This window comes from Paenibacillus whitsoniae (genome assembly GCF_003955665.1).
In the GTDB taxonomy this organism is placed as follows: domain Bacteria; phylum Bacillota; class Bacilli; order Paenibacillales; family NBRC-103111; genus Paenibacillus_E; species Paenibacillus_E whitsoniae.
This window is the reverse complement of sequence record NZ_RXHU01000054.1, coordinates 185,445-208,020: the sequence shown is the minus strand read 5'-3', so window position 1 is coordinate 208,020 and position 22,576 is coordinate 185,445. Positions and strand designations below refer to the sequence as shown.

The following is a 22,576-nucleotide window of genomic DNA, read 5'->3' as shown; positions in this document are numbered from 1 at the left end:
TTAATACCCCCTACTATACGGCTTGCCAGTGAAAAGCTTCAACAAACTAATTTCCGACACCTAACTTTTTTCCGACTACGTTGGCAACTCGCAAAAAATCCCCTCCGTTTCCTCAACGGGGGGATCTTCTCGGCTAGGTCCGCCGTACTCCTACTAGGCATCTGCAATAGGCCGCGACTTCATTGGTTTCTGCCTAATGTCACTTTTGTGAGAAATACATTGTGGCGTTCACTAAGTCATACATGTATGGCTCTTTCTTTGTCATGATATGAAAAGCAGTATTAATGCCTGCATCAGCTCCAATGGCGTTGTAACCATCTTGCGTATAATGGAACTGATCTTTCATGAGCCCGGCTTCAGCCATAGCTGCAAATTTCGTAGAAACCAGTATCGTATTACTATATGTTCTGCACAGATCAGTTTGAGCGGTGATGATTGAATGATATAAGGTTGCATTGTCCCGATGGTTACCGATGCGGACGATATAACAGTTTTCGATGCCTACTGCGATCATGGCCTCTATCATAGCAGTAATATTTATGGTGTAAGTCGCGCCATCCATGGCGTTATCCCCGTCAGTTTCACCTTGGCACCATACCATGAACTTATTTTTAATGGTATATCCATTAGAAGTCAGCCAGTTTTTAGCGGCGTTGTATCGAGCAATGGAGTCGTTAAGATACGCACTCCCGGGCTGCCAGAGATTGATAGATGACCCACCTTTTGATGCGGATACCGCAACCACCTTGCGGCCGACAACCCCAAAGTAGGCGTTAACAAAAGCCGACACCATTGATCCTGTCTTTGCGCCTGGCTCTGTAATTCCTGAAGGGTTATTCTCGTTCTCACCGAATGGCTCTGACAGCGGATATAGCTGTTTCGGATCCGAGATGGCACGGAACTCATATGCTGTACCCGGTGCCACAGCGGGTGCTTGCGCCGCCGTCCCTCGACCAGCCATGTTTGACTGTCCCATAAACATGATAAGGTCTACTTCATTTTGACCTTCGAGATTACTGGTTGTTGAATTCAAATCCATTATAAAATTGTCACCACACTTATTTGATTTCCCCAAAGAATCTGATTTCAGATGTCTCGAAAGATATTAGTTTAACCCCTAACATGAGCCTGATAATTGTGCAAGAACAATAGCCCGAACCTTCACTTGCTAGTTTCGCATCAGTTGTTAAAAGAGACGACCAAAAGAATGAAGTGGCTTCCCCGTCCATCAACCAATTTCCAATTTAAGTTTGATAATCGCATCGCCTACCAATCTTGCTACCTCCTCCGCACCTTGTTCGTTTAGATGTGTGTTGTCTTCAATGCCTTCTGGGTAATTCGGATGTTCACCAGCTCGTAGCCAAGTAAACCACTCTTTAGATTTAGTATTTCCCATTTCCTTGAATGCAACTGCACTTCTTCCGCATAAATCTATGAATGGCACTTTTTCTTGAACTGCTAATGCTTCCATTGACCGAGGATAATCACCATGCGTGTTGAGCAATAATCCATCCACGTCAAACTGTCTACGACAAAGTGGCGAGATAAGCACAGGATGTGCCCCTTTCGCTCTCGCTCCATCGATATATTTCAGCAAATATTGGTGAAACGTACCCCATGGGCTAGTATGCCTTTCGGTATCTACCTTACTATCGTTGTGACCGAATTGGATAAATAAGTAGTCACCGTTTTTAATTATCCCCAGAATTTCTTCCAGACGTCCTTCGTCTATAAAACTCTTTGAACTTCTCCCGTTGGTTGCTTTATTAACAACCAAAACAGAATGCGGAATAAATAAATGGAGCTTATTCCCCCACCCCTGCATAGGAGACGATTCTATTGAGTAATTCGCCATCGTCGAATCCCCTGCCAAATAAATTGTTTGTTTCACCAAAGCTATCACCACCTGTTTAAATATTATTTAACAAACCTTTACAATTACTGGACCAATTAAACCAGATGGTTGCGACTGACCATCAATACGATTGGCTAATGTATTAGTCACTTCTACGCGTATATCATTCCAGCCTTGTCTCGCGGCATGTGTAATATTGAACACATACGGTTTCCACATACGAACTCCAATTTCTATATCATTGATCCATACACGAACCATCTCATGTGCATTCCTGACATCAAGCTTCATAAAAAACGTTTCTCTCAATTTTATAATCCCCCATGTGAAGAAAAAAATCGCTTTAAACGATGCGCCAATTCATCGTCGGACAATGGATTACGGTGTGTATTTTCCAAATAAATATATTTTTCCGTCTCTGGCATCAAAAATTCCTTGTACCACAAGAAAAAATCAGGACTGTCGCCGTGTATGCGCAGAAACCGCCTTAAAGTGTCTACATTATATATTGTACTTTTAATATTCGTAAGCCAATCTGCTTGATAGAATCGATCCCACTTCCCATGCTCAGCCTCTTTTAATATGTCTAGCCCTTTTTTGTAAGACCACATCGATTCGGAAGCGTACACGAAGGCCTGTGGGTAATTCTGTTCACGGTATTCCCTGTACGAACGACACAGCCAGTAAAATCCTTCACATCCGGACAAATGTAAAGCTCCATGGAAACGCAGCAGATCGGTTGCCCTTCTTAAGTCGTCAGCTACTAATTTCCCCAGGACTTCATCACATTTTTGAAGCCAAGCTTCCCAATTCTTAATTCCTTGTTCTAAACGATCTTCGAAATTCTTCACTTGCTGATTGAATGGAACATCTCCTACAGCCCAGAACAATCTTGCATCTGGCTGCACGCCCTTTCCTTGCAACCAATGTCCAATCATTTGTCTGGCAGGATGATGATAATATTCATCTCCAGCCAAGTCATCTGCATGTGGTCCATACTGAATAGCTGCTTCCGTGTAGCTGAGATACAGTTCCTCCAACTCTTCATGGTGACTAGCATAATAGCTACTTACGAATTCTTTTATATGCTCATTTACGTCAATTGAACCATCACTCCATAGTACACGAAGAATGTCTAGGGAATAAACATGGGGTCTGATATTTCCACAATTAATTAGCAAATAATCATCTGCTCCAGCATCAAATGCCGTCTCGATCTCCTGTTTTAGAAAATTAGACGAGCCAGGGAACATCGTCAAATGATTGGAAGCTTGTAAATCATGGAACGTCACGTGGTAATACAAACCATCTTTACCTCCATCATTGGCTGCTGGGAGTGAGACTACGCGAAGATTCTGGTTATTATGTCTTCGGGAAACCATTTTCCCGTAACCATTATCCGCCCATATTTTGATCACATCTTCAGGCAGATCCACATAGCCGCCTTTATACAATTCAGCGATCTCCCCGTATAAAGCTACGCAATAAACTGGATTCTGGACGGCACTTCCAATCATGTCGTATTGTTTTCGGATGACCTTACTAATCATTGCGCCGCGCTTTTCTGACGTATCGAAAGAAGGATCATTATGCCAAAATGGTGCGTCTCCTTGACCTCTGAAGGAAAGTACCCATAGAACCTTCATATCCTTTTGCTCTTCAATCGCTTCCGCCCACAAACTTTCAAACAACTCGGGGGCTTCCCGATAACTGGCATTCCTGCCTGGAAAAGCGCGTAAGAACATTTCTGCACCTAACGGCTCAGCATGATGATGCGTCACCCATAGCCCCATTTCTACGGCTAGCTTGTAGTGGATACCGTCTCTTGGCAAGTCTGTACCTGGAATAACCATATTACCACCGCTACGCAGCAATGCTTCGAACACAGGTTCCCATACTTCCCTTGATGGTGGATACGGCTCTTTCCAGCCAATTAAACATACTTCGTCATTAACAAACCAGCCGCGGTAACGAACCTTAGGCACTGGGGCGTCATAATGATGACATGGAATTTCGATCTCGGAGAGCTTCGCAATGGACTGGTCTGCCCAAAACCAGAATGGTTGCATGCCTAAATATTTCTTACTAAAGGCTAGGATTCCATAAACGATTCCTAAGTCATCATGTCCTATAATCTCCATCCGGGGAAACTTCCCGCTCAAATTGAAACGAAATCCAAACGCCTCAGGACGGTTCGGAATATCATCTTTTTCCTGGGCAATTCGAATGCATAGTTCCGCTTCTTCATATGCTCCCGTTACTAGTTTTGGCCTGGCACCCAACACTGTTTCGAAATCTCTAACCAACATCCTCAAGGCATGTTCAACCGACGAAAACTGTATTTCAGGGATTTGTATGTGTACCTGTCCTTTTAAAACTAATTGTTCAATTATCTGATTTCCCATACTCTTGTCGGCATCCTTTCATTCACTGTTCTTCATTTTCTTTTTCTTTTAAAAATTGAACCCCCATAAACAGCATGGGGGGTAGTCAAACCATTTATTTCTTTTTCATATCCTTGTAAGCAGCTCTGCGTTCATCGATTACAGCCTGACCGCCAATTTTCAGATATTCTTGAACACCTGCATCATATGTTTTTTCAAAATCGCCCTGCTTTGCCATAATACTTTTCACGACAGTTTCATTTGCCTTATCCTTGAGCGTCTTTCCGTATTTAATCTCGGAATCAATTGGACGATCGAATCGAGGGATTGTATACCCATCTTTAAGTCCGTTTATAATCGTTTGTTTCGCTAGATCTTTATAATTCGGGAACCCAAGAGAAATCGCTTCAATATTTTTTTCTTGGGATCCGAAATCTTTACCGTTAATCACCATCGCAATATCGGTGTTATTGTAGAATGTTTTCTTCGATTCATCCGTTGTGATTGCTTTCGGGAAGCCATTCTCTAATGTATAGTGCTGACCTTCGAGACCATTCTGCAGTGTGAACAGAACGTCTGGCTTTGACATCCAATCTAGATATTTGACCACTTCCGCCGCATGCTTGCTCGCTTTAGGAATCAAAAGAAACGCGCCGATTGGATCAGAGATAGCTTTTACTGATTTGCCCTCTTCGTTCGTAAAGGGATCCATGGCGACATATTCGGCACCTGGAATGTTCTTTTTTAGTGTATCGAATACGTTGCCATTTCCCATTAAGTTTGGATGAGCAGCATTCGCGGTGAAGGCGCCTACAAGACCGTTGGCCACATCTTTTTCTAACGTTTTCCCGTCCTTGTCCAGCGAGAAGTCCGGATTAATTAGGCCTTCTTGATTCATTTTATTCAAGAACTGAACGCCCTCTTTATAACCCGGTTTCGTTATTTCTTGGGTAAAGTTTGACGTCGATAAGGCATAGTTGTCTTCTTCTGACAATTTCTTAATGAATGAAGAGATTAATACGACTGGTGTTGTAATCGCCGTACCATCCATTGTGCTGAAGTCGTAAGGAATCACTTTGCCGCCTGTCTGGCCTGGATCTTTCTCCTTAAAGGCTTTCATTGTCTTGTAGAATTCATCTGTCGTCTTCGGAACCGGCATACCTAGCTTATCCAACCAGTCTTTTCGAATATAGGAGGACTGGGTATATTGCAGAGGTCTCTTTGCAGGGATAGCATATTGCTTGCCGCTGAAGATTCCGTAGGAGAGAACATCCTGGCCAAGAAACTTCTTCAGATTGGGACCATTGGCATCGATCAAGGTACTAAGGTCTGTCAAACCGCCGCTTTTCACAAAGTTGTTAATCGTCGTTGTGTCATACGTAAACACAAGATCAGGGGCATCCCCAGATGCCATGAGAATATTAAGCTTATCTATCTCTTGGTTGCGGGGAACCGGAATGAACTGCATCTTAATATTGTTCGGATCACCGAAATTCTTCTGAATCCACTGTGTCCAGAAGTTGTTGTCGACTGGACCTGCACCTGCTGGCGCATTCCCCCGGTCGAACACCTCCACTTTCAGCGTAACGGGATCTTTACTTACCGCCGTTGTTGCAGCAGCTCCTGTAGCTGTGCTTGGAGAAGCATCCTTCGTTGAACTCGAACAAGCTGAAAGCAAACCTGCTAATACGATAACTGTCGTTGAAGCCCCAAACCATTTACGTTGCGAAAACTTCATCTTCTAAATCCCCTTCACATTTGTTTGTGATGTACATGTATGTTACACCTCGAAAGAACCGAGGAATTAACCGATGGCAACTGACCCTAAATTAACCCTTTACTGCCACAATCATATATTTTGGATTGCGCCTACTGGTTCAGGTGATTAACCACACTATACGGGGAGTATCTCGAATGGTACAACAAACTAATTTCTGATCATTAAACAGATTTCCGTTACCATTGCTTGGACAGGCTTTACGCTAGCTGCCCGTCTAGTCATAGCCCGTTATTAGAATCCGCTTTATCAACTGAATTTAGTTCGTAGGCTTCTCTAACAAGGATTACTCCACTTAAAATTACAAATAAATCCGCTTTATCTGCAGGCCATTGAAAAACTTACGTTTTTTCGGAAGACAGTCGATTTATGTCTGTGAAGTCAAATAAAATACAAAAAATCCGTTTAAGCCCATCTCACAGGCTAAAAACGGATTTTTTTGTTCAAAAATTAAACGTTTCATAAGTCGTTGTTAAACTTCAAAAAGAGAGGCTAACGCCTCCCTTTAATAAACTGCTAATATGTTTTTCACTCAGGCATACCTAGCAACAGCTTTCCACCTGCACCAATACATACTAGCTCTTCTTATTTGAAAGTATCGACACGCCATTTGCAGGTACAATTACCGTATTCTCTACAACCTCTCCGGAAAGTTCGTTAATAAACTGCTCATTCCCCAAGCCAACTTCCGTCGGCTCTTGATTATGATTCAATACGAAATAATAAGATATATCCTCTTTTATCCGTTTTGAAACTTCCACGCCTTTCTGATAAGGCAACAATGGCTTTATCCCCTTCGACTCGCAAATGTTAGACATAAATCCTGCAAGGAAAGCTGAATCTGGACTTGTAGCAACATACCAAGCCTCTCCTGAACCAAAACGATTTACTGTTATAGCTGGCATTCCTTTGTAAAAATCCGATCCATATACAGCCTTAATTTCGGCGCCTTCTGAATGTATGAGATCACACAAAATTTGGCATGCGTAGGTTCCATGCAGCGAGCCCCATGGCTGGGTCAGTACAATTTCATTCTTTTGATCTGGATAAAGTGCATCAATTTCTTCGGCCCAAATACCTAGCAGTGAACGCAACTTCCCAGGATAACCGCCGAGCGTAACCAAATCATGCTCATTCACGATTCCGCTAAAGAACGTTGTAATAAAGGTACCTCCGCCTCGAACGAATGCCTCCATCTTCTCGGCAAATCCAGGTTTAATCATATATAACACAGGTGCGATAACGACATCGTACTTGCTCAGTTCTTCTTCTACACAAATCATGTCTGCTTGTATATTCAATTGATATAATGCGTCATAATATTTGTGTACTTCGTCAACATAATTGAGCGAAACTGTCGGGCCACTGGATAACTCAACCGCCCAACGATTTTCCCAATCGAACATGATGGCTACTTTAGACTCAACTCGGGAGTCTAGCAGCTTGTCGGATAACTGTTCTAACTCAATTCCCAACTCGGCACATTCTCGGAATACCCGAGTGTGTTCGTGACCAACGTGTTCAATGACTGCGCCATGATATTTTTCGCATGCACCGATAGAACGTCTAAGCTGAAAAAACATGACCGTATCTGCACCGCGTGCGACCGCCTGATAGCTCCACAGCCGCATTACACCTGGCCGCTTCAATGAATTATAAGGTTGCCAGTTTTGCTGACTCGGTGTTTGCTCCATCAGTATGAAAGGTTGGCCACTCTTCAGCCCGCGCATTAAATCGTGCACCATAGCTGTATAACTAACAGGTGTATTTAAGCGTGGGTAATTGTCCCACGACACGACATCCATCTCTTTCGCCCAAGCAAAATAATCCAATTCCGGATATGTCCCCATCAGGTTAGTCGTCACCGGAATAGTTGGCGTATGCTTCTTGATCTGGTCATGCTCGAGTTTATAGCATTCGAGCAAACTCGCTGACTGAAAGCGACGATAGTCGAGTGAAATTCCCTGGAAATAAGTTCGGTTGCCTTCCCGCTCCTCGCTAAGATCGTTAGGTGGAACGATTTCATCCCAGTCGTAGAAGGTGTGACCCCAAAATCGCGTATTCCATGCTTTGTTAAGCTTGTCTAGACTGCCGTATCGGCTTTGAAGCCAGCGACGAAAGCTCTCCGCACAACTTTCACAATAGCAGTATCCGCCGTATTCATTTGAAACATGCCAAATGAGCAACCCAGGATGATCCTTGTAGCGTTCAGCCAGCTTATCTGCCATCCTTGATGAATATTTACGGTACGCTGGACTGTTCGGGCATGAGTTGTGCCTCCCCCCAAACGCCCTCTTTCTCCCGTAAAAGTCAACTCGTAACACATCAGGGTGCCGCTTAGCCATCCATGCCGGATGTGCCCCAGTGCTCGTCGCAAGACAGATATAGATACCATTCCGGTAAAGACGATCCATCTGCTCGTCAAGCCATTCAAAGTTATATGTATTCTCGTCAGGCTGATTCAGCGCCCATGAAAACACATTCAATGTAGCAACATTAATCCCGGCCAGCTTAAACATCCTAACATCCTCGGACCAAAAAGCCTCATCCCATTGCTCAGGGTTATAGTCTCCGCCATACCAGATTTTCGGTAGTTTGTCATTGATCATCATACTTACCCCTTATTCAATATTCATTCCATTCTTCATAAACAAAATAATCAAAATTCGCATGCTATCAGCTTCATTAAACGCATAAACAAATTGAAATTTTTTCCGATTCACTGTCGCTTTTAACCGGATCAATGCGCCAAATGCCATTCACAGTGATTGAGTGGATTTGTCCCATCACGATTTAATCACCCGAACAGGCCCAATAAGTCCGCTTGGTTCTTGCTGCGCAAAGGCCGATAAGAAGTCGGGGATTTCTTTCACCATCGTATTCGTAACTTCTATGATTATTTTATTTTGACCCTTTTGAATAAGGCCATCGACGACTAAAGAGTAAGGAGGACAAATACAGACACCTGCTTCTTCACCGTTAATCCATACTTGCGCAATTTCATAAACTTCACCCAAATCTAATTTAAGTCCTTGATTCGCTGCAGTATGCCATTCAAATTCCGTTTCATAACGGAAGGTTCCCGTAAATCGAGGCAAGCATTCTGCTTCGCTCATATTTATTAATGTCCTCTGTTTTCCCCATTCCTCAAAATGAGGATACGCCTCAGCCGTGGCTAAGGATACCGTCCATTCGCTGTTTATCTCCATTTCCAAACGAACCTCATTCTGCGATGATCGATCCACTTCCTCAGGAACTTCAATGCCTTCCAGATCAGTACCATGAATAAGCACAATGGATTCATAAGGATGAAGTTCAATCTTCACCGCTTCGTTCGTTTTACTCTCCAATTCTACATGGAGCTTTTTCAATCGATTCATAAAGGCATCATAGGCATATACATCACCTTGGACTGGCAAAACAATCTTCCTGCGGATGGTTTGATGCGGATGTTCGTTAAAGAACATAAACACGTCCAAACCATCATGCGAGTAGTGGTAATTGCGAAGATAAGGTTCATAGCCATCGACTTGAATCTCATAATGTCCATCTGCGAAAAGTGTTTGCGTAAGATCGTCTAGTGCGATAACCTTCAAATTATTGTGACCGGCAAGCCCAGCAAGATCAGTGGAAACGTCACTGCCTTCGCTCGAGCGCGTTGGCAACCCGTCGACAAAACGTACAGCTAATCCTTGCTTGGCAAATTTTATCAATAGGCGAATCATCGCGGCTGGAAGTGCTTCTGCATAAGGAATAACGAGGCACTCGAAGGTCTCATTATGAACATGCAGCTTACTGTTCTTCACGCATGCTGCATCCAGAAGGATATCGATCGGTACGATCTCGCAGTCAATCTGATGCTGCATCAATTGCCTTACAGGCTTCTGGAAAAGCATCGCTTCGCCTGACCACTCTGCTTCCGCGTGATACACGACGGCCGCAGTGGCTACATGCCGCCCATCTGAAATTAGGTGACTGATTCGATTCATGTAGTGATTTAAATGTTTGTAGTAGCGGTACTGCGGATTTTTCCCGCCCGCATACATATGCGGTGGGCAATCTGGATCCGGATCCTTCTGGGTAAAGGCATGCGGGACAAAATAATTGACGCCGCGGACAAGCATATGGTCGGTAAGCCATTTCATCAGCTTCAATCCTTCTGCCCAGCCGTACGCCCCGTACACTTCACACATCGTACGGCCTTGCTTCTTCGGATCGAGGTGTCCCAGCGATACCCCAAGCTTGGCTAGCCCATAGTGGAAAAACTCACTATCCGTATCTCCGCCTGGCTTGCTGAAGGACAATTTGTCAAAGCCAGGAACGATCTGCCAAAGCACCACATCGAGGCCAGACATGTCCTGCCCCCACATGGAACGGAAGAAATGTCCAGCTCCTGAACCAAGCCTTGCATGCACATTGTTATCTTCAAGAACATGTCCAATATATTCAACTCCACGGGCTCTGCACCACTCACCGATCTGGCTGCAAAAGTTGTCCGCATAGAGCTTGCTTACTGAATTCATATAGGCGTACCGCACGTTATGTGCTTGTTCTCCCGCTTCATGAAAGAGAAGATGAAGGTTTTTGCGGTAATCTGCACCTAAGGCCTGCTCAAGCATGGCCGACATTTCGCTGCTCCAAGGAAGCGGCACGCCTTTTTTGCCTGGTCTCGATTGGAAGTCAAACGTTGTCTTGTCATTGTAAAATCCTGGTTCATCCGAGAAAAAACCGGCAAACGTCTTGCCGAAGTCGTCCTTGTATCTTTCATATACAGTCTCATATACGGTGTCGAGAAGAATACGTACAGAATCCCGGTCTATCGGATTCAAATAATCTTCCTGCTGCAGGCTGCCGCCATCCTTATTTTCGGTAATAATAAATACGCGCCAATAGCCTTCTGGGATATCCCAGTACAAGATACCGTCTTGTGCAAAATCCGTGATGTCGATTGATTCATCGAGTAATTCTCCGTTAGAAGGATCTCGGCGAACTGCGACAACAGAAATCAGTTTATTTCTACCAGTTGCCCGCTCTGGATGTGAGATCGTCGGACGAAGTCCCCGCATGAGCAAGGTATCCAGCAGCAGAGAGGTACCCTTGGCAGGACCGAGCGTATCGATATAGCGATCAGCTAAAAACTTGCGATGAAGCTCTTCCGGAGCATCTTTCACCTTCCCAGCAGCATGTCCTGTTGGAAAATGGTCATCATCCAACAGCCATACTTTCATGCCGCGTTTTCGAGCTTCGTCCATAATAATGTCCATATCTGTCCACCATTTCGAACCAAGGAAATCCGGATGTGGCCGCGCCTCGATGCAAACGGCGCCGATTCCAGATTCATGAACTCTAGCAATCTCTTCTCTAATTGCCGACTCCTCCTCCCCATGTTGCCATAAAAATGGAAGGATATAATTATGTTCTTGACCCTCAAGTACTTCTTTAAGTCGCTTACTCATGTTAGCCCCCCGTTATTGAAATATCCGCCCGTCTTCTAAAAGAAGCTAGGCGGATATTTTTAATTAAGCTATTATTTTTTTAGCTTCGCATACCAATCTCTAGCACGCTTCGTTACTTCTTCCCCACCCGATTTATTCCATTTTTCCACAAATTCATCGAATTTGCTTATAGGGTACTGCCCAGTAATAATTTTGCTTGCATATTCGATATACAAAGTACGATTGTTGATGTCTGGGAAGCTGTCGTAGACGCTGGTCGGCATGCCGTCGCCGGCAATGTTCTTGACATATTTCTGAGCTTCCTTCATATTTTGGACAGTTTGATCTGCTTCCCACATGGTATCTGCCGATGCTGTACTCTTAATGAGGTCCATTGTAAAATCAAGCGTGGCCAGATTTGAAGCTGTGTTAAATAGTCCAATATTCTCCTGGGTGCTCTTGTCATCTGGAAGTTTGACGGCTTTGCCATCCTTCATCGTATAGTGCATGCCTTCTACACCAAGGTACAGGTCCTTCCAATTCTTTTTGTCGTACATATTGTTAAGCAGTTTCAAAGATGCCATTAGCTTCTTCTCGTCCTTGTTATTCTTGAGAACAAATTGCGGGGCTATTCTCCTTTTTGATGTATAGAACCCCTTATATCCAGGAACCTCTGGAGGAGGCAGTATCGCAAACTGAGCCTTCACACCCGTATTCTTGAAGGTAGGATCCAAAATAAGATTGAGTTGTTCTACCCATTGGAAATAGTTTCCACCCTTATTAGAGGTGACTTTGCCCTCCCATTTTGCCTTGTCGTTCAAAAGGGATTCTTTATCCAATAACCCGTCTTTATATAATTTTGCAGCAAATTCCAAAGCAGCTTTCATATTCGGCGTTACTGCGGAATAAGTCAGCTTGCCGTCGTACAGGTCCCAATCCGGGTAGCCTTCGAACATAGCCACACCGTACATTGCAAAAAGATGGTCCATCCAGCGCGCCTCTTGACGCCCCCCAGTAGGAACTTCATCCTTCTGTCCGTTTCCATTAGGATCTTTATCCCGGAAAGCCTCAAGTACTTTTACATATTCCTCTTGTGTCTTTGGCATCTGTAAGCCCAGCTTATCCAACCAATCCTGGCGAATCATGCCGGCGTATCTTCCGTAGTCTACGACCGTAGGAATAGAATAGATTCTGCCCTTACCGGTGGGGTCGTTTGCTTTGACAATATCCCAAACTTCCTGCGGGATACTACTCCATAGATTCGGCGCATATTTCGGCAGCAAGTCGGTCAGATCTGCGATAGCGCCGTTTTTAGCCAACGTATCTTCATTGCCGGCATAGGGCCCAAATATATCAGGCATTTCGCCAGCTGCGATCTTCAGGTTCAACTGGTTTAAGTAGTTGGTACCTCCACCCCATTCCACATACGGACTAATCACACCGACGCCTAGCTTCTGCTTAATAAAATCATAGGTCTTGCTACCTTTGGCAATGGGTTTGTAGCCGATATTGGTTCCCCAAAATTCAATATCAACATCATCTCCACCAGTCGCTTGGTTTTGAACGGAAGATGACGGACTTCCTGATGGGCTTGCATTCCAACTACAGCCGGCTGCAGTAATTGCTAGGACACCTACCATCGATAATAAGCCCAACTTTTTAAACTTCATGGTTTATCCCCCTTTTATTAATTCGATATGTTTAAGGCTGATGCCTACAAACCAATTATGAGTATTACCCCTTCACAGAACCAAGCATGGCACCTTTGACAAAATACTTCTGCAAGAAAGGATATACCAAAACGATAGGAATAATTGCAAAGATAACGGTGGTAGCTCTCAATGTACGCTCGTTAAAATTTTGATCCCCTATTGTAACAGGACCGGCCATTATCACATTATCATCTGTAATGAACTGTCGGATCTTGATTTGAAGTGGGAACCAATCCGGATTTTGCAGGAAAAGAAGCGGATGTTGGAACTGATTCCACAACACAACACCGTAAAATAGCGCGAGTGTTGCCAGTACCGCTTTGGACAGTGGAAGAACAAATTGGAATAGCATTCGGAAATATCCACTACCCTCAAGGAAGGCAGCCTCCTCTAAGTCCTTCGGAAATTGCTTAAAGAAGGTTCTCATGATGATCAAATTAAACGGATTCAATATATGCGGGATAATTAGAACTAACGGGTTGTTATAAAGCCCGATGCCACGGACCGTCAGAAAGTAAGGCACAATTGGCGCCTTGAAAATCATTGCGATGACCACTCCCACCATAATAACAGGTCCCAAGCGGAACTCCGTCTTCGATAGCGGGTATGCGAGCAAGGCGGTCATCAACAAAGCGAGCACTGTGCCAATTACCGTCGAACCCAGTGTTAAGAAGAATGATTTCCATAAATCAGGACGATCAATCATATGTCCCCAAGAAGCTACCGTAAATTGCTTTGGCCAGATCGTTACAAGGTTCATATCAACAGCGCTTTTCGAGCTAAACGATGTGGATATCACGGACAGGAGCGGTACGAGCGCTACGATTGACATCAGAATGAGAATAATTGTAATGGCTGCGCCGAAAGCTTTTTCCCCTCTAGATTCAAACATGTCTACCAGAGCCCCCCATCCGAAAACTTCTTCGATAACTTATTAAAGATGAATACCAGAATAAAACCGATCACTGATTGAAACAAGCCTACTGCGGTAGCGAAGCTGTACTGCGCCTGCTGAATGCCTGTTCGGAACACATACGTATCGATGATATCTCCAACGTTGTAAGTCATCGGTGTTAAAAGATTAAACACTTGATCGAAGCCTAGATCCATGAAGTTACCGATTTCCAATAGGAATAGAACCAGCACGGTAGGCAGCAGGAGCGGAAACGTAACGTGTCGAATCTGCTTAAACTTAGACGCGCCGTCAATCATAGCGGATTCGTAGAGCTGAGGGTCGATAGAACTGATCGCGGCCATATATACCACGGTGCCCCAACCTGCATCTCTCCATATGGATGTAATCACGTAAATAGGCCGGAAGTATGCGCTTTCCTGCATGGCAAGCACAGGATCGACACCAAACCACCCCATGACAATGTTGAACAATCCGTTAGTAGAAAAGATATCAAATACGATGCCTGACACAATAACCCAAGACAAAAAGTGCGGAATATATAGTGCTGTTTGAATACCTTTCTTCAGAGCAGATTTTCTAATTTCATTAATCATTAGCGCCAACAGAACGGGCACTGGGAAGACTACAACGATTTTGAGAAATCCCAGCATCAATGTGTTGCCAAATACCTTAACGAAGTCAGGATGTTGAATTAGGGTTTTAAAATGCTTGAGCCCTACCCAAGGACTATCAATAAAGCCTTTGAAAACCGAATAATCTTTAAAGGCAATAACGGCACCGGCCAAGGGAATGTATTTGAAAATAAAGAGAAAAATCACTCCCGGAATTGCCATGACATATAGCGGCCAATAAACCTTCATTCGCTGAAAAGCAACTGACTTCAACCTTGTTCCCCCCATATCTAGTTGCTGTATTCTCTTACACAGTAACTATACAATCTGGCGGAAGCGCTCTCAACGGGGCATTTCTGTGTAAAAACAGGCCATTTTTAAGGTGCATTTAAAAAAACATTACTTTGGGATCGTCTTTCAACCCACCCACCGCAGGATTATCCAGAAAATAAAGGCGAGGTAAAATAAAAAGCCAGACGATTGAGATGCACTCAACAGTCTGACAACTTGAAACTCCTAGGCTAAATACATTTATATTTTGGGGAGATTTTTTCGGTATTCGCTTGGCTTACACCCTGTTAAGCGTTCAAACAATCTTGTAAAATGCTGTGAATCGATATAACCTACCATCTGGCTGATCTCGTACACTTTCGAATCCGTATTCTCAAGCAATTCTTTTGCTTTCTCGATTCGGATTCTCGCCAAATAATTAACATAAGTATCCCCCGTTTTTTGTTTGAAAAACTGACTTAAATAATGGGGACTGATGAAAAAACGCGCTGCTAAATCGGCAAGACTAATTGGCTCATTGTAGTGAGTTGAAACATAATCCTTAATTTCCTCAATGATTACTTTCTTCTTAGGAATATTATGTTTCAATTTGAACGAAATAATTCCCCGGATAACCTCAACCATCCATTCCTCCAATTGTTCTAGCGTCCGAAACCGTGAAATGCTTTCCAATGACAGGATATGGCGGCTAAGAAAATCGTTTTGCTGTAACTGCTGAAAAGACATCTTGCGCACACTCGATAAAAGGATGTTCAAGCAATGCAGTTGGAGATCTGCAGGGCTTACGCCTGCCTGCGCTTCCATCCCACGAAAAACTTCTCGAATGATGTCCACGCAACCCACTTCGTCCATGTTTTCGAGACTTGTCTCCAGCTTGGCTAGCATCTCATCAGTAACTAAGTGACTCTGCCTAGTCAAATTAACAATCTCTGGAAACCGAATCACAGCACCGGCTCCCTTAACAATTTTATAGCTTAATGCGTTACGGGCTTCTTCAAAGGATTGGCCGATTTCAATGGCCTGCTTCTTAAGCCCCCCTATTCCAACAGTCATGGACAGTCCTAGCTCCCGGTATACCTCCTCCTTCATAAAATAAATGGTCCCTACTAACTCTTCATACTTGATTGATCCCACATGGGAAACCACCACAGCTACCTGTGCTCCTGTATACCGAAAGCGGTAAACACTCTGGTACTGCCCCAAAGCATTGTCTATTTGATAATAGACGGATTGCAGTCCAAATTCCTTCAAGGTATCGAAATTACCGTCAAATTCAAGCAGGACACAAGCGAAACTTGTTCCTTCTGTTTGAATCTGGGCTATCCTAAAAAGCTCTTCCACTAGGTCCGTTTGATCGCTTCCTAAATCAAGGATCTCTCGCAAGACGTCCTCTTGTATGCGGCTGTGAACCTCTTGCTTTAAATCGTCAACCTCCCGAAGTTTCGCCCTCTCCTTACCAATCAACTCCATAACCTGATGAACACAGTCACGAAGCTGCTTCTCATCTACGGGTTTATTGATGTAAAATTGCACTCCAAGGTGCATACCTCTTCGCGCGTACTCAAAATCAGCGTATCCGCTTAAAAGAATGAATTTAGTCTGGCTGCCATCATCTTTCAGTATTTTGATCATGTCAAGCCCATCTGCCTTTGGCATTCGAATATCCGTAATGACAATGTCAGGCTGCAGCTTTTGAATTAATTGGGCCCCTTCTACACCGTTATAAGCCTCACCAATAATCTCGCATTCAGGAATAGAACGGCTAATCATTTTTTGGAGACCTTTAATAATACCTTTCTCATCATCTACCAAGATCAATTTCATTCCTAAACACCTCATTTCTGTATTCACATCTAACAAAGCTTGGGGATTAAAATCTCAACCATCGTTCCACGTATTGCTCCAACATGAATCGTCAAACAATACTGATCTCCATATTGAAGTTTGATACGTTCTGCAATATTTTTAAGACCCAACCCTTGACTTTTGGACTCTTCAATCTCTCCAAACTTGTACTTGTCCGATCCAGCATCCTCTAAAATAGTAAGCAATTCAACTTGTTTCTCTAAAGTCATACCGACACCATCGTCCGTAATTCGAATCAAGATATTTCCTTCATCCGTCCAGATTCCTTCAATCTGTATATGCATAGTCTGACTGTGGTCCTGGAATCCATGATTGATACTGTTCTCTACGATTGGCTGAATTACGAGAGGGATTATCTTACAATGAAGCATCTCTTCAGGAAAACTAATAGTTAGTTGAAACATATTGTCAAATCGAATATTTTGAAGCTCTAAATAAAGTTCCGTATACTCCAATTCATTCTTGAACGAATGATGACTGCCTTCCTTGCCTAAAGCAAGCCGAAACATGCGTGCCAAAATTGCTATCATATCGCTTGCTTCCTCGTCATCATTGACCAGTGCTTTCATGCGAATCGACTCAAGCGTATTGTAAAGCATGTGTGGATTGATCTGATTCTGAAGCGCAATAAACTTGGCTTGGCGCCGCTTGATCTCCCCAATATACACATCTTTGATCAAAGAACGGATCGTTAAAATCATATTATTGTAACTGTGTACCAAACTTCCAATCTCGTCGCCAGCCTGCTCTTTCTCTATGGGCACATACTGGCCTGCTTCAGCCTGCTTCATACTTCTGCGGAGCGCCTTGATAGGCTTAGTAATCGTAATACTTAATCCAAACGAGATAAGCGCTATGATTAGACTGCTCAACAAGATTACGATTACTGTCATTCCTTTGATTTGATTAATTTTCTGCAGCAACTTAGAGCGCGGTATCTCGGTTTTGATATACAAATTCCCTTGCTCGGTATTTCCCGATAACGTAATCCGATCTTCGTTCCCATTATCCTTTAAGTAGTCAAAACGGGATTCGAGTACCTGCTTCCATGACAGCCGGCCACTGGCAGCATCAGAATGATAAACAATTTCTTCTTGACGATTACTTATGATGACACTCATCCCATATTTATCCCGTGCCAAGACGAATTCATGATCAAGCTGCAGCAATGTGTAGGGATCCAAATCAATGAGAAGGAGGCCCGCATATGCTCCTCCTGAGCTGAACAACACCCTTCCTACCGTCACGACGGCTCCTGCTCCTTTATCCTCATAGTAGGATCGATCATGCAAACCGGTTATAAAAAACGGCTCAGGGGAACTACTGAGGTCCTTGAACCACTCCCTAGATAAAAGTGACTCCCCATTTACTCTGCTACTCGTTGCCGTCGAATATTGATAAAAGCTGTTGTCGCGGCTTACTAGCATCACAGTACTGATTTCGGATTTGAGCAAGGCAACCCTCATAAGCATGCTCTGAACAGCAACACTTTGATTAATCAACTCGTTCATAGATAAATCTTGTTTATCACCAAGGCTGTAAATCAATTGGTTGTCAACCAGAACAGACTTCGTGACCTTATCATATTCTTTTTCGAAATCATTCAAAGAAGTTTTTATTTGAGACGTGTACAAAGCAGCGAATTCTTGCGAGGAGTCCTCAAGACTTGCTGCTGATTGGTGAAAGATAATGGCGCTTACACTTAGCAGCGGAATAAGACAAGCTAGAAGGTAGCCAACCATCAGTTTGTTTTGAAACTTCATGTTCCTTATCATGAATAATGCCCTTCTTTTCCAACCTTTTCCCATCATATTTGGCGCTTCCTTTACTACGTCTTTTCTCGCTATTGTACATGCCTAGAAGTAGCGGCGCTACTGCTATATCTTTTGTAAAAAGTGGATAATTTATATATTCTTGCTTGTCCCTGGATGGTAAACAGTACACTTTGTATTCGCTTACAAAAAAATATAATTGATTAATTTTTTTATATCAACGGGGCATTTGTACGTTTCTACATGGTCATTTTTATGATTTTTTCGATTTCACCTATAAAATGACCATGGATAAATGCTTTGAACACAAAAGCGAATGGCCCCTCCAGCAAAACCGGAGGGGGATGTAAGCATATATATTACGATAAGGAGGTCTGCCGAAAGAAGGACAGTTCTAGGGGACAGCTCTACGCAAGAAAAAATGTCGCCAAAGTGGCGACATTACACTTTACCTCTTCGCCTTATAAAACTCATGATACAACTTCATAAGCGCCCTTTTCTCAATCCGCGACACATAGCTCCGCGAGATCCCCAACTCCTTCGCAATCTCCCGCTGCGTCCGCTCCTCGCCGCCGAGTTCGAGCCCGAACCGGCCAACCACGACTTCTTTCTCCCGGTCGTCCAGAATATCCAAATTCTTATAGATCTTGCTCTTCTCGATCTTCAACTGCACCGCATCCACCACATCATCCGCTTCGCTGCCGAGAATGTCGATAAGTGTTATTTCGTTCCCCTCTTTGTCCGTTCCGATCGGGTCATGCAGAGACACGTCTTTCCGTGTCTTTTTCAGCGAACGCAAATGCATCAAGATCTCATTCTCGATACAGCGCGCCGCGAACGTCGCCAGCTTCGTCCCTTTGTTCGGGGAAAATGATTCAATCGCTTTAATCAGTCCGATTGTCCCGATTGAGATCAAATCCTCAAGATCTTCGCCGGTATTATCGAATTTTTTGACGTTGTGAACACGAAGTAAGGTAAAAAATCTTCGAATTTGCAGTATTAATGTTCCATAACTACTTAATTTCAAGACAAAACAAGCCTTAAATAAATAATCAGAACGATCGCCATACAACCGGCGAATTTATAATTCGATACGGCCACCTCAAACACCCGCATCTTAAACAGGCCCGCCAGCAAATTGTTCACAGCAGAGGCTGGTGATATGGGATTGGAAGAGCTCCAGCTTCCTAACAGCAGAACTGCGAAATACAACGGACTAATCTGCACGCTCGATGGATCTATTCCGCCCGCAAGAATGGTTACCGGCACGATCGGATGAAGGCCAATTATCGATGATCCCACAATAAGCATCACCGTGAATAACGAGAATGTTAAGGAGATCGAGAACGGTATTTGCTCCAGCATTGCCGGAATCAAAGATCCAAACTTGGTTGCGCCAATAGAACCACTAAAGAAACCGGCAGCTAAGAACAATGTGATTTCCTTCTGCAAGGCTGGTAACGTGACGGCAACATGATTTTTCAACCCTTGCCTGTATACGGCCATCGCTCCCTTAACCATACACCAAATTAGCGGGAATACTACTGCAGCTATACAAATTAACAGCACCATCGGCAGCTCGACCAAACGCTCCAATACGAATATAGCGATTATTGCAGATAATAAATATAGGCCAAGCCCTATCGGAAAAACCAAACTTCCCTGATTCTTAGTCGGCTCCTGTTGTGTTTGAATCTTTTCAACTCCCCGCATTTCTTGGAAATCAACCGCCAAACTCAGGATAAGGCTTAGGACAGCTAATCCGAGCATATAAGGAAGAACGGACGACCAAGGCAATTTAAGCGACGAGGTCACCAGTGTCATCGCGGCGAAATACGGCGACCATAGGATCGCCCCCGCAAATCCCCTGTTTAACGCATTGGCAAGCAGCCGCGACATACCGGGTTGTGGCTTTACAAAAACCATTTGATGTACTACAGGGATCGAACCGACGTTGATAAACACACCCATCATTTGTGTAAGAAATTGTGTTCCTATGAATAACGCTGAGCCTCAACATACTCGGGAATCCTAACCGGAATCCCGAACAGTGGCGCGAATATAAATAGCGTTACGATCGTTACATTTATTCCTGCAGACTCGAACCATAAGGACGCCTCCACTTTTTGAATGAACATGAGGATAGTCCCAGCAACCATAAAGGATACAGTAAGCCAGAAGGTTACCCCCTTAAGATTCGGCAACAATAAAACGATTGCCACAAGGACAAGGCATCCCACCACAAGCTTAAGCATCTCCAGATGCGTCAGCTGCTGTACAATATAAACTGCAGCAATGGAGAATATGATTATCCTATCCATTGCCGCTTTACCAGCGGATTTCATCCGATCCGCCCTCTTTCATTTATCTTCATTAGTTAAATTGCCAACAGCTTAAACTTAAATTACCGTATTGATAGCTGCGGTGAAGCAGCTTTGCCTGACGATTAGCGTCACCAGCTCCCATTGCGAGAAGCAACGGTATAAAATGTTCATTCGTCGGCACGGCCTCTTGAGCATATGGAGCCTGTTCATGATATTGAAATAGCGCCTCTGTATCCCATGACTCAAGCTTTTTCTGCAGCCAGTTATCGAACTGCTCAGCCCACTCGTCGTTTCCTTCCGACTGCCACTTCAATTTTCTTAAATTGTGGACGGTTCCTCCGCTTCCGATAATGAGCATATCCTGTTCCCTCAGTTCAGCCAACGCTTTGCCAATTTCATATTGCTGTTCGTTACTTAGATGACGATTCACGGACAGAGCGACAACCGGGATATCTGCGTCCGGATAAAGCAGCTTCAAAACCGCCCAAGCCCCGTGGTCAAGTCCTCTACGCTCATCCAGAACGCTCTGTATGCCTTGCTTTTCAAACAGCGCTCGAACATGTTCACTTAGAGAACGATCGCTCTTGGCCGGATAGGTCATCTTGTAAAGCTCATCCTGAAACCCGCCAAAATCATAAATGGTTTCATACGTTTCAGCAGCGCTGACCGTCTGTACCGACTCTTCCCAGTGAGCGCTAAAGAGCACGATTGCTTTCGGTCTAGGTGTATGGTCCTTAAAATTCTTTAACAGTTGTGTGTAGTCGTTATCCTCAATCACGATCGACGGCGCGCCATGCGCGAAAAAATAGGCAGGCATCATATCGCTTTTCACTCCTTAATTATTGTCAAACCAGCATTCTGCTTTAGCCAATTCAGAAAATCAAACTGGTTCTCTTCGGATACGCCGTGGTCAGTAGGATATAGTTTAAATGTTAGACGCGACGTCTGCTCCTTGAAATACGCCCCCGTCTCATGACCGATCCGAACCGGGAAAATGGAATCATACTCGCCATGGGAAATAAATACCGATACTTCTTTCACACTTCGCAGTGAATACTCCGCCTTCACAAAGTCAGGAACGTACCCGTTCAGCGCAACGATCCCCTTCAATTCATCTCCCATCGTAAGCGCAAGTGTCATCGATAAAATTGCACCTTGGCTAAAGCCAAGCACATACCTTTTATCTGGATCGATTGGATACTTCTCCGTCGCATCGTTTATGAATGCTTCTAGTTGTTTAACCGCTTCGTCAAACATCTCGCGGATAGGATTGCCCAGACTCTTCAAATCGTAATACTGGTAACCCGCTCCAAGAGGTAAGTTGCCGCGAATACCGATTATGATGAAATCCTCCGCCAAAGGAGCGACCAAACCGAACATATTCTTTTCATTAGAGCCTTTGCCATGCAGGGTAAAAACGACCGGATATTTCTTGTCCGGGTCCATTTGAGCTGGTAATTGAACGTCATATTGATAAATTGGTTTCATGAAAAATCCTCCTGAATAGTAAGTTATGCGCCGCAATTGTTCATAATATAACGGTCGACTTCTATTGCCTCACTCAGAATATTAGTAATAGATACTTTAATTTTATATGACTAATTTATCGTAACACACATTGACTTGTCAATAT

General features: G+C 43.9%; 17 protein-coding genes. All 17 read right to left on the bottom strand.

The genetic code is table 11. The annotated features are described in order from the left end of the window. Nucleotides 1–199 precede the first annotated feature (199 nt). Nucleotides 200–1,039: a sialate O-acetylesterase gene (locus EJQ19_RS18375; RefSeq protein ID WP_241242972.1), complete on the bottom strand. Its 840-nt coding sequence runs from the start codon at nt 1,037–1,039 to the stop codon at nt 200–202. Between the two features lie 189 nt (nt 1,040–1,228). Continuing rightward, the gene (locus tag EJQ19_RS18370) at nt 1,229–1,891 is read right to left on the bottom strand and encodes a rhamnogalacturonan acetylesterase (RefSeq protein ID WP_241242971.1); all 663 of its coding nucleotides are present in this window, start codon (nt 1,889–1,891) and stop codon (nt 1,229–1,231) included. 30 nt (nt 1,892–1,921) lie between these two features. Next, nucleotides 1,922–2,164 carry a hypothetical protein gene (locus tag EJQ19_RS18365; protein WP_126142687.1) on the bottom strand — a complete coding sequence of 81 codons (243 nt, stop codon included), beginning with the start codon at nt 2,162–2,164 and terminating at the stop codon, nt 1,922–1,924. Between the two features lie 2 nt (nt 2,165–2,166). After that, complete coding sequence (locus EJQ19_RS18360; RefSeq protein ID WP_126142686.1) at nt 2,167–4,260, bottom strand: glycosyl hydrolase 115 family protein; 2,094 nt, start codon at nt 4,258–4,260, stop codon at nt 2,167–2,169. A gap of 94 nt (nt 4,261–4,354) precedes the next feature. Then, nucleotides 4,355–5,977 carry an extracellular solute-binding protein gene (locus EJQ19_RS18355; protein ID WP_126142685.1) on the bottom strand — a complete coding sequence of 541 codons (1,623 nt, stop codon included), beginning with the start codon at nt 5,975–5,977 and terminating at the stop codon, nt 4,355–4,357. A gap of 614 nt (nt 5,978–6,591) precedes the next feature. Further along, nucleotides 6,592–8,625 (bottom strand): beta-galactosidase, encoded by a 2,034-nt coding sequence (locus EJQ19_RS18350; RefSeq protein WP_126142684.1) that lies wholly within the window; start codon nt 8,623–8,625, stop codon nt 6,592–6,594. Between the two features lie 177 nt (nt 8,626–8,802). Next, nucleotides 8,803–11,472 (bottom strand): glycosylhydrolase-like jelly roll fold domain-containing protein, encoded by a 2,670-nt coding sequence (locus EJQ19_RS18345; RefSeq protein WP_126142683.1) that lies wholly within the window; start codon nt 11,470–11,472, stop codon nt 8,803–8,805. Between the two features lie 71 nt (nt 11,473–11,543). Next, nucleotides 11,544–13,121, bottom strand: a complete 1,578-nt coding sequence (locus tag EJQ19_RS18340; protein WP_126142682.1) for a type 2 periplasmic-binding domain-containing protein — start codon at nt 13,119–13,121, stop codon at nt 11,544–11,546. 64 nt (nt 13,122–13,185) lie between these two features. Further along, nucleotides 13,186–14,055: a carbohydrate ABC transporter permease gene (locus EJQ19_RS18335; RefSeq protein WP_126142681.1), complete on the bottom strand. Its 870-nt coding sequence runs from the start codon at nt 14,053–14,055 to the stop codon at nt 13,186–13,188. 2 nt (nt 14,056–14,057) lie between these two features. Beyond that, the gene (locus EJQ19_RS18330; RefSeq protein ID WP_126142680.1) at nt 14,058–14,963 is read right to left on the bottom strand and encodes an ABC transporter permease; all 906 of its coding nucleotides are present in this window, start codon (nt 14,961–14,963) and stop codon (nt 14,058–14,060) included. Nucleotides 14,964–15,221: 258 nt separating this feature from the next. Then, entirely contained in the window at nt 15,222–16,805 is a 1,584-nt protein-coding gene (locus tag EJQ19_RS18325) for a response regulator (protein WP_126142679.1), read from the bottom strand. A 29-nt stretch (nt 16,806–16,834) separates the two neighbouring features. Continuing rightward, the gene (locus EJQ19_RS18320; RefSeq protein ID WP_126142678.1) at nt 16,835–18,658 is read right to left on the bottom strand and encodes a cache domain-containing sensor histidine kinase; all 1,824 of its coding nucleotides are present in this window, start codon (nt 18,656–18,658) and stop codon (nt 16,835–16,837) included. Between the two features lie 409 nt (nt 18,659–19,067). Beyond that, entirely contained in the window at nt 19,068–19,646 is a 579-nt protein-coding gene (gene sigK / locus EJQ19_RS18315; protein ID WP_420901688.1) for an RNA polymerase sporulation sigma factor SigK, read from the bottom strand. Continuing rightward, nucleotides 19,643–20,545 (bottom strand): hypothetical protein, encoded by a 903-nt coding sequence (locus tag EJQ19_RS18310; RefSeq protein ID WP_126142677.1) that lies wholly within the window; start codon nt 20,543–20,545, stop codon nt 19,643–19,645. Before EJQ19_RS18310 ends, sigK begins: the two co-directional genes overlap by 4 nt. Nucleotides 20,546–20,613: 68 nt before the next feature. Beyond that, the gene (locus EJQ19_RS18305; RefSeq protein WP_126142676.1) at nt 20,614–20,964 is read right to left on the bottom strand and encodes a hypothetical protein; all 351 of its coding nucleotides are present in this window, start codon (nt 20,962–20,964) and stop codon (nt 20,614–20,616) included. Between the two features lie 28 nt (nt 20,965–20,992). Next, nucleotides 20,993–21,763: a dioxygenase family protein gene (locus tag EJQ19_RS18300; RefSeq protein ID WP_126142675.1), complete on the bottom strand. Its 771-nt coding sequence runs from the start codon at nt 21,761–21,763 to the stop codon at nt 20,993–20,995. A gap of 8 nt (nt 21,764–21,771) precedes the next feature. Then, entirely contained in the window at nt 21,772–22,431 is a 660-nt protein-coding gene (locus tag EJQ19_RS18295; protein ID WP_126142674.1) for an alpha/beta hydrolase, read from the bottom strand. Between the last annotated feature and the right edge of the window lie 145 nt (nt 22,432–22,576).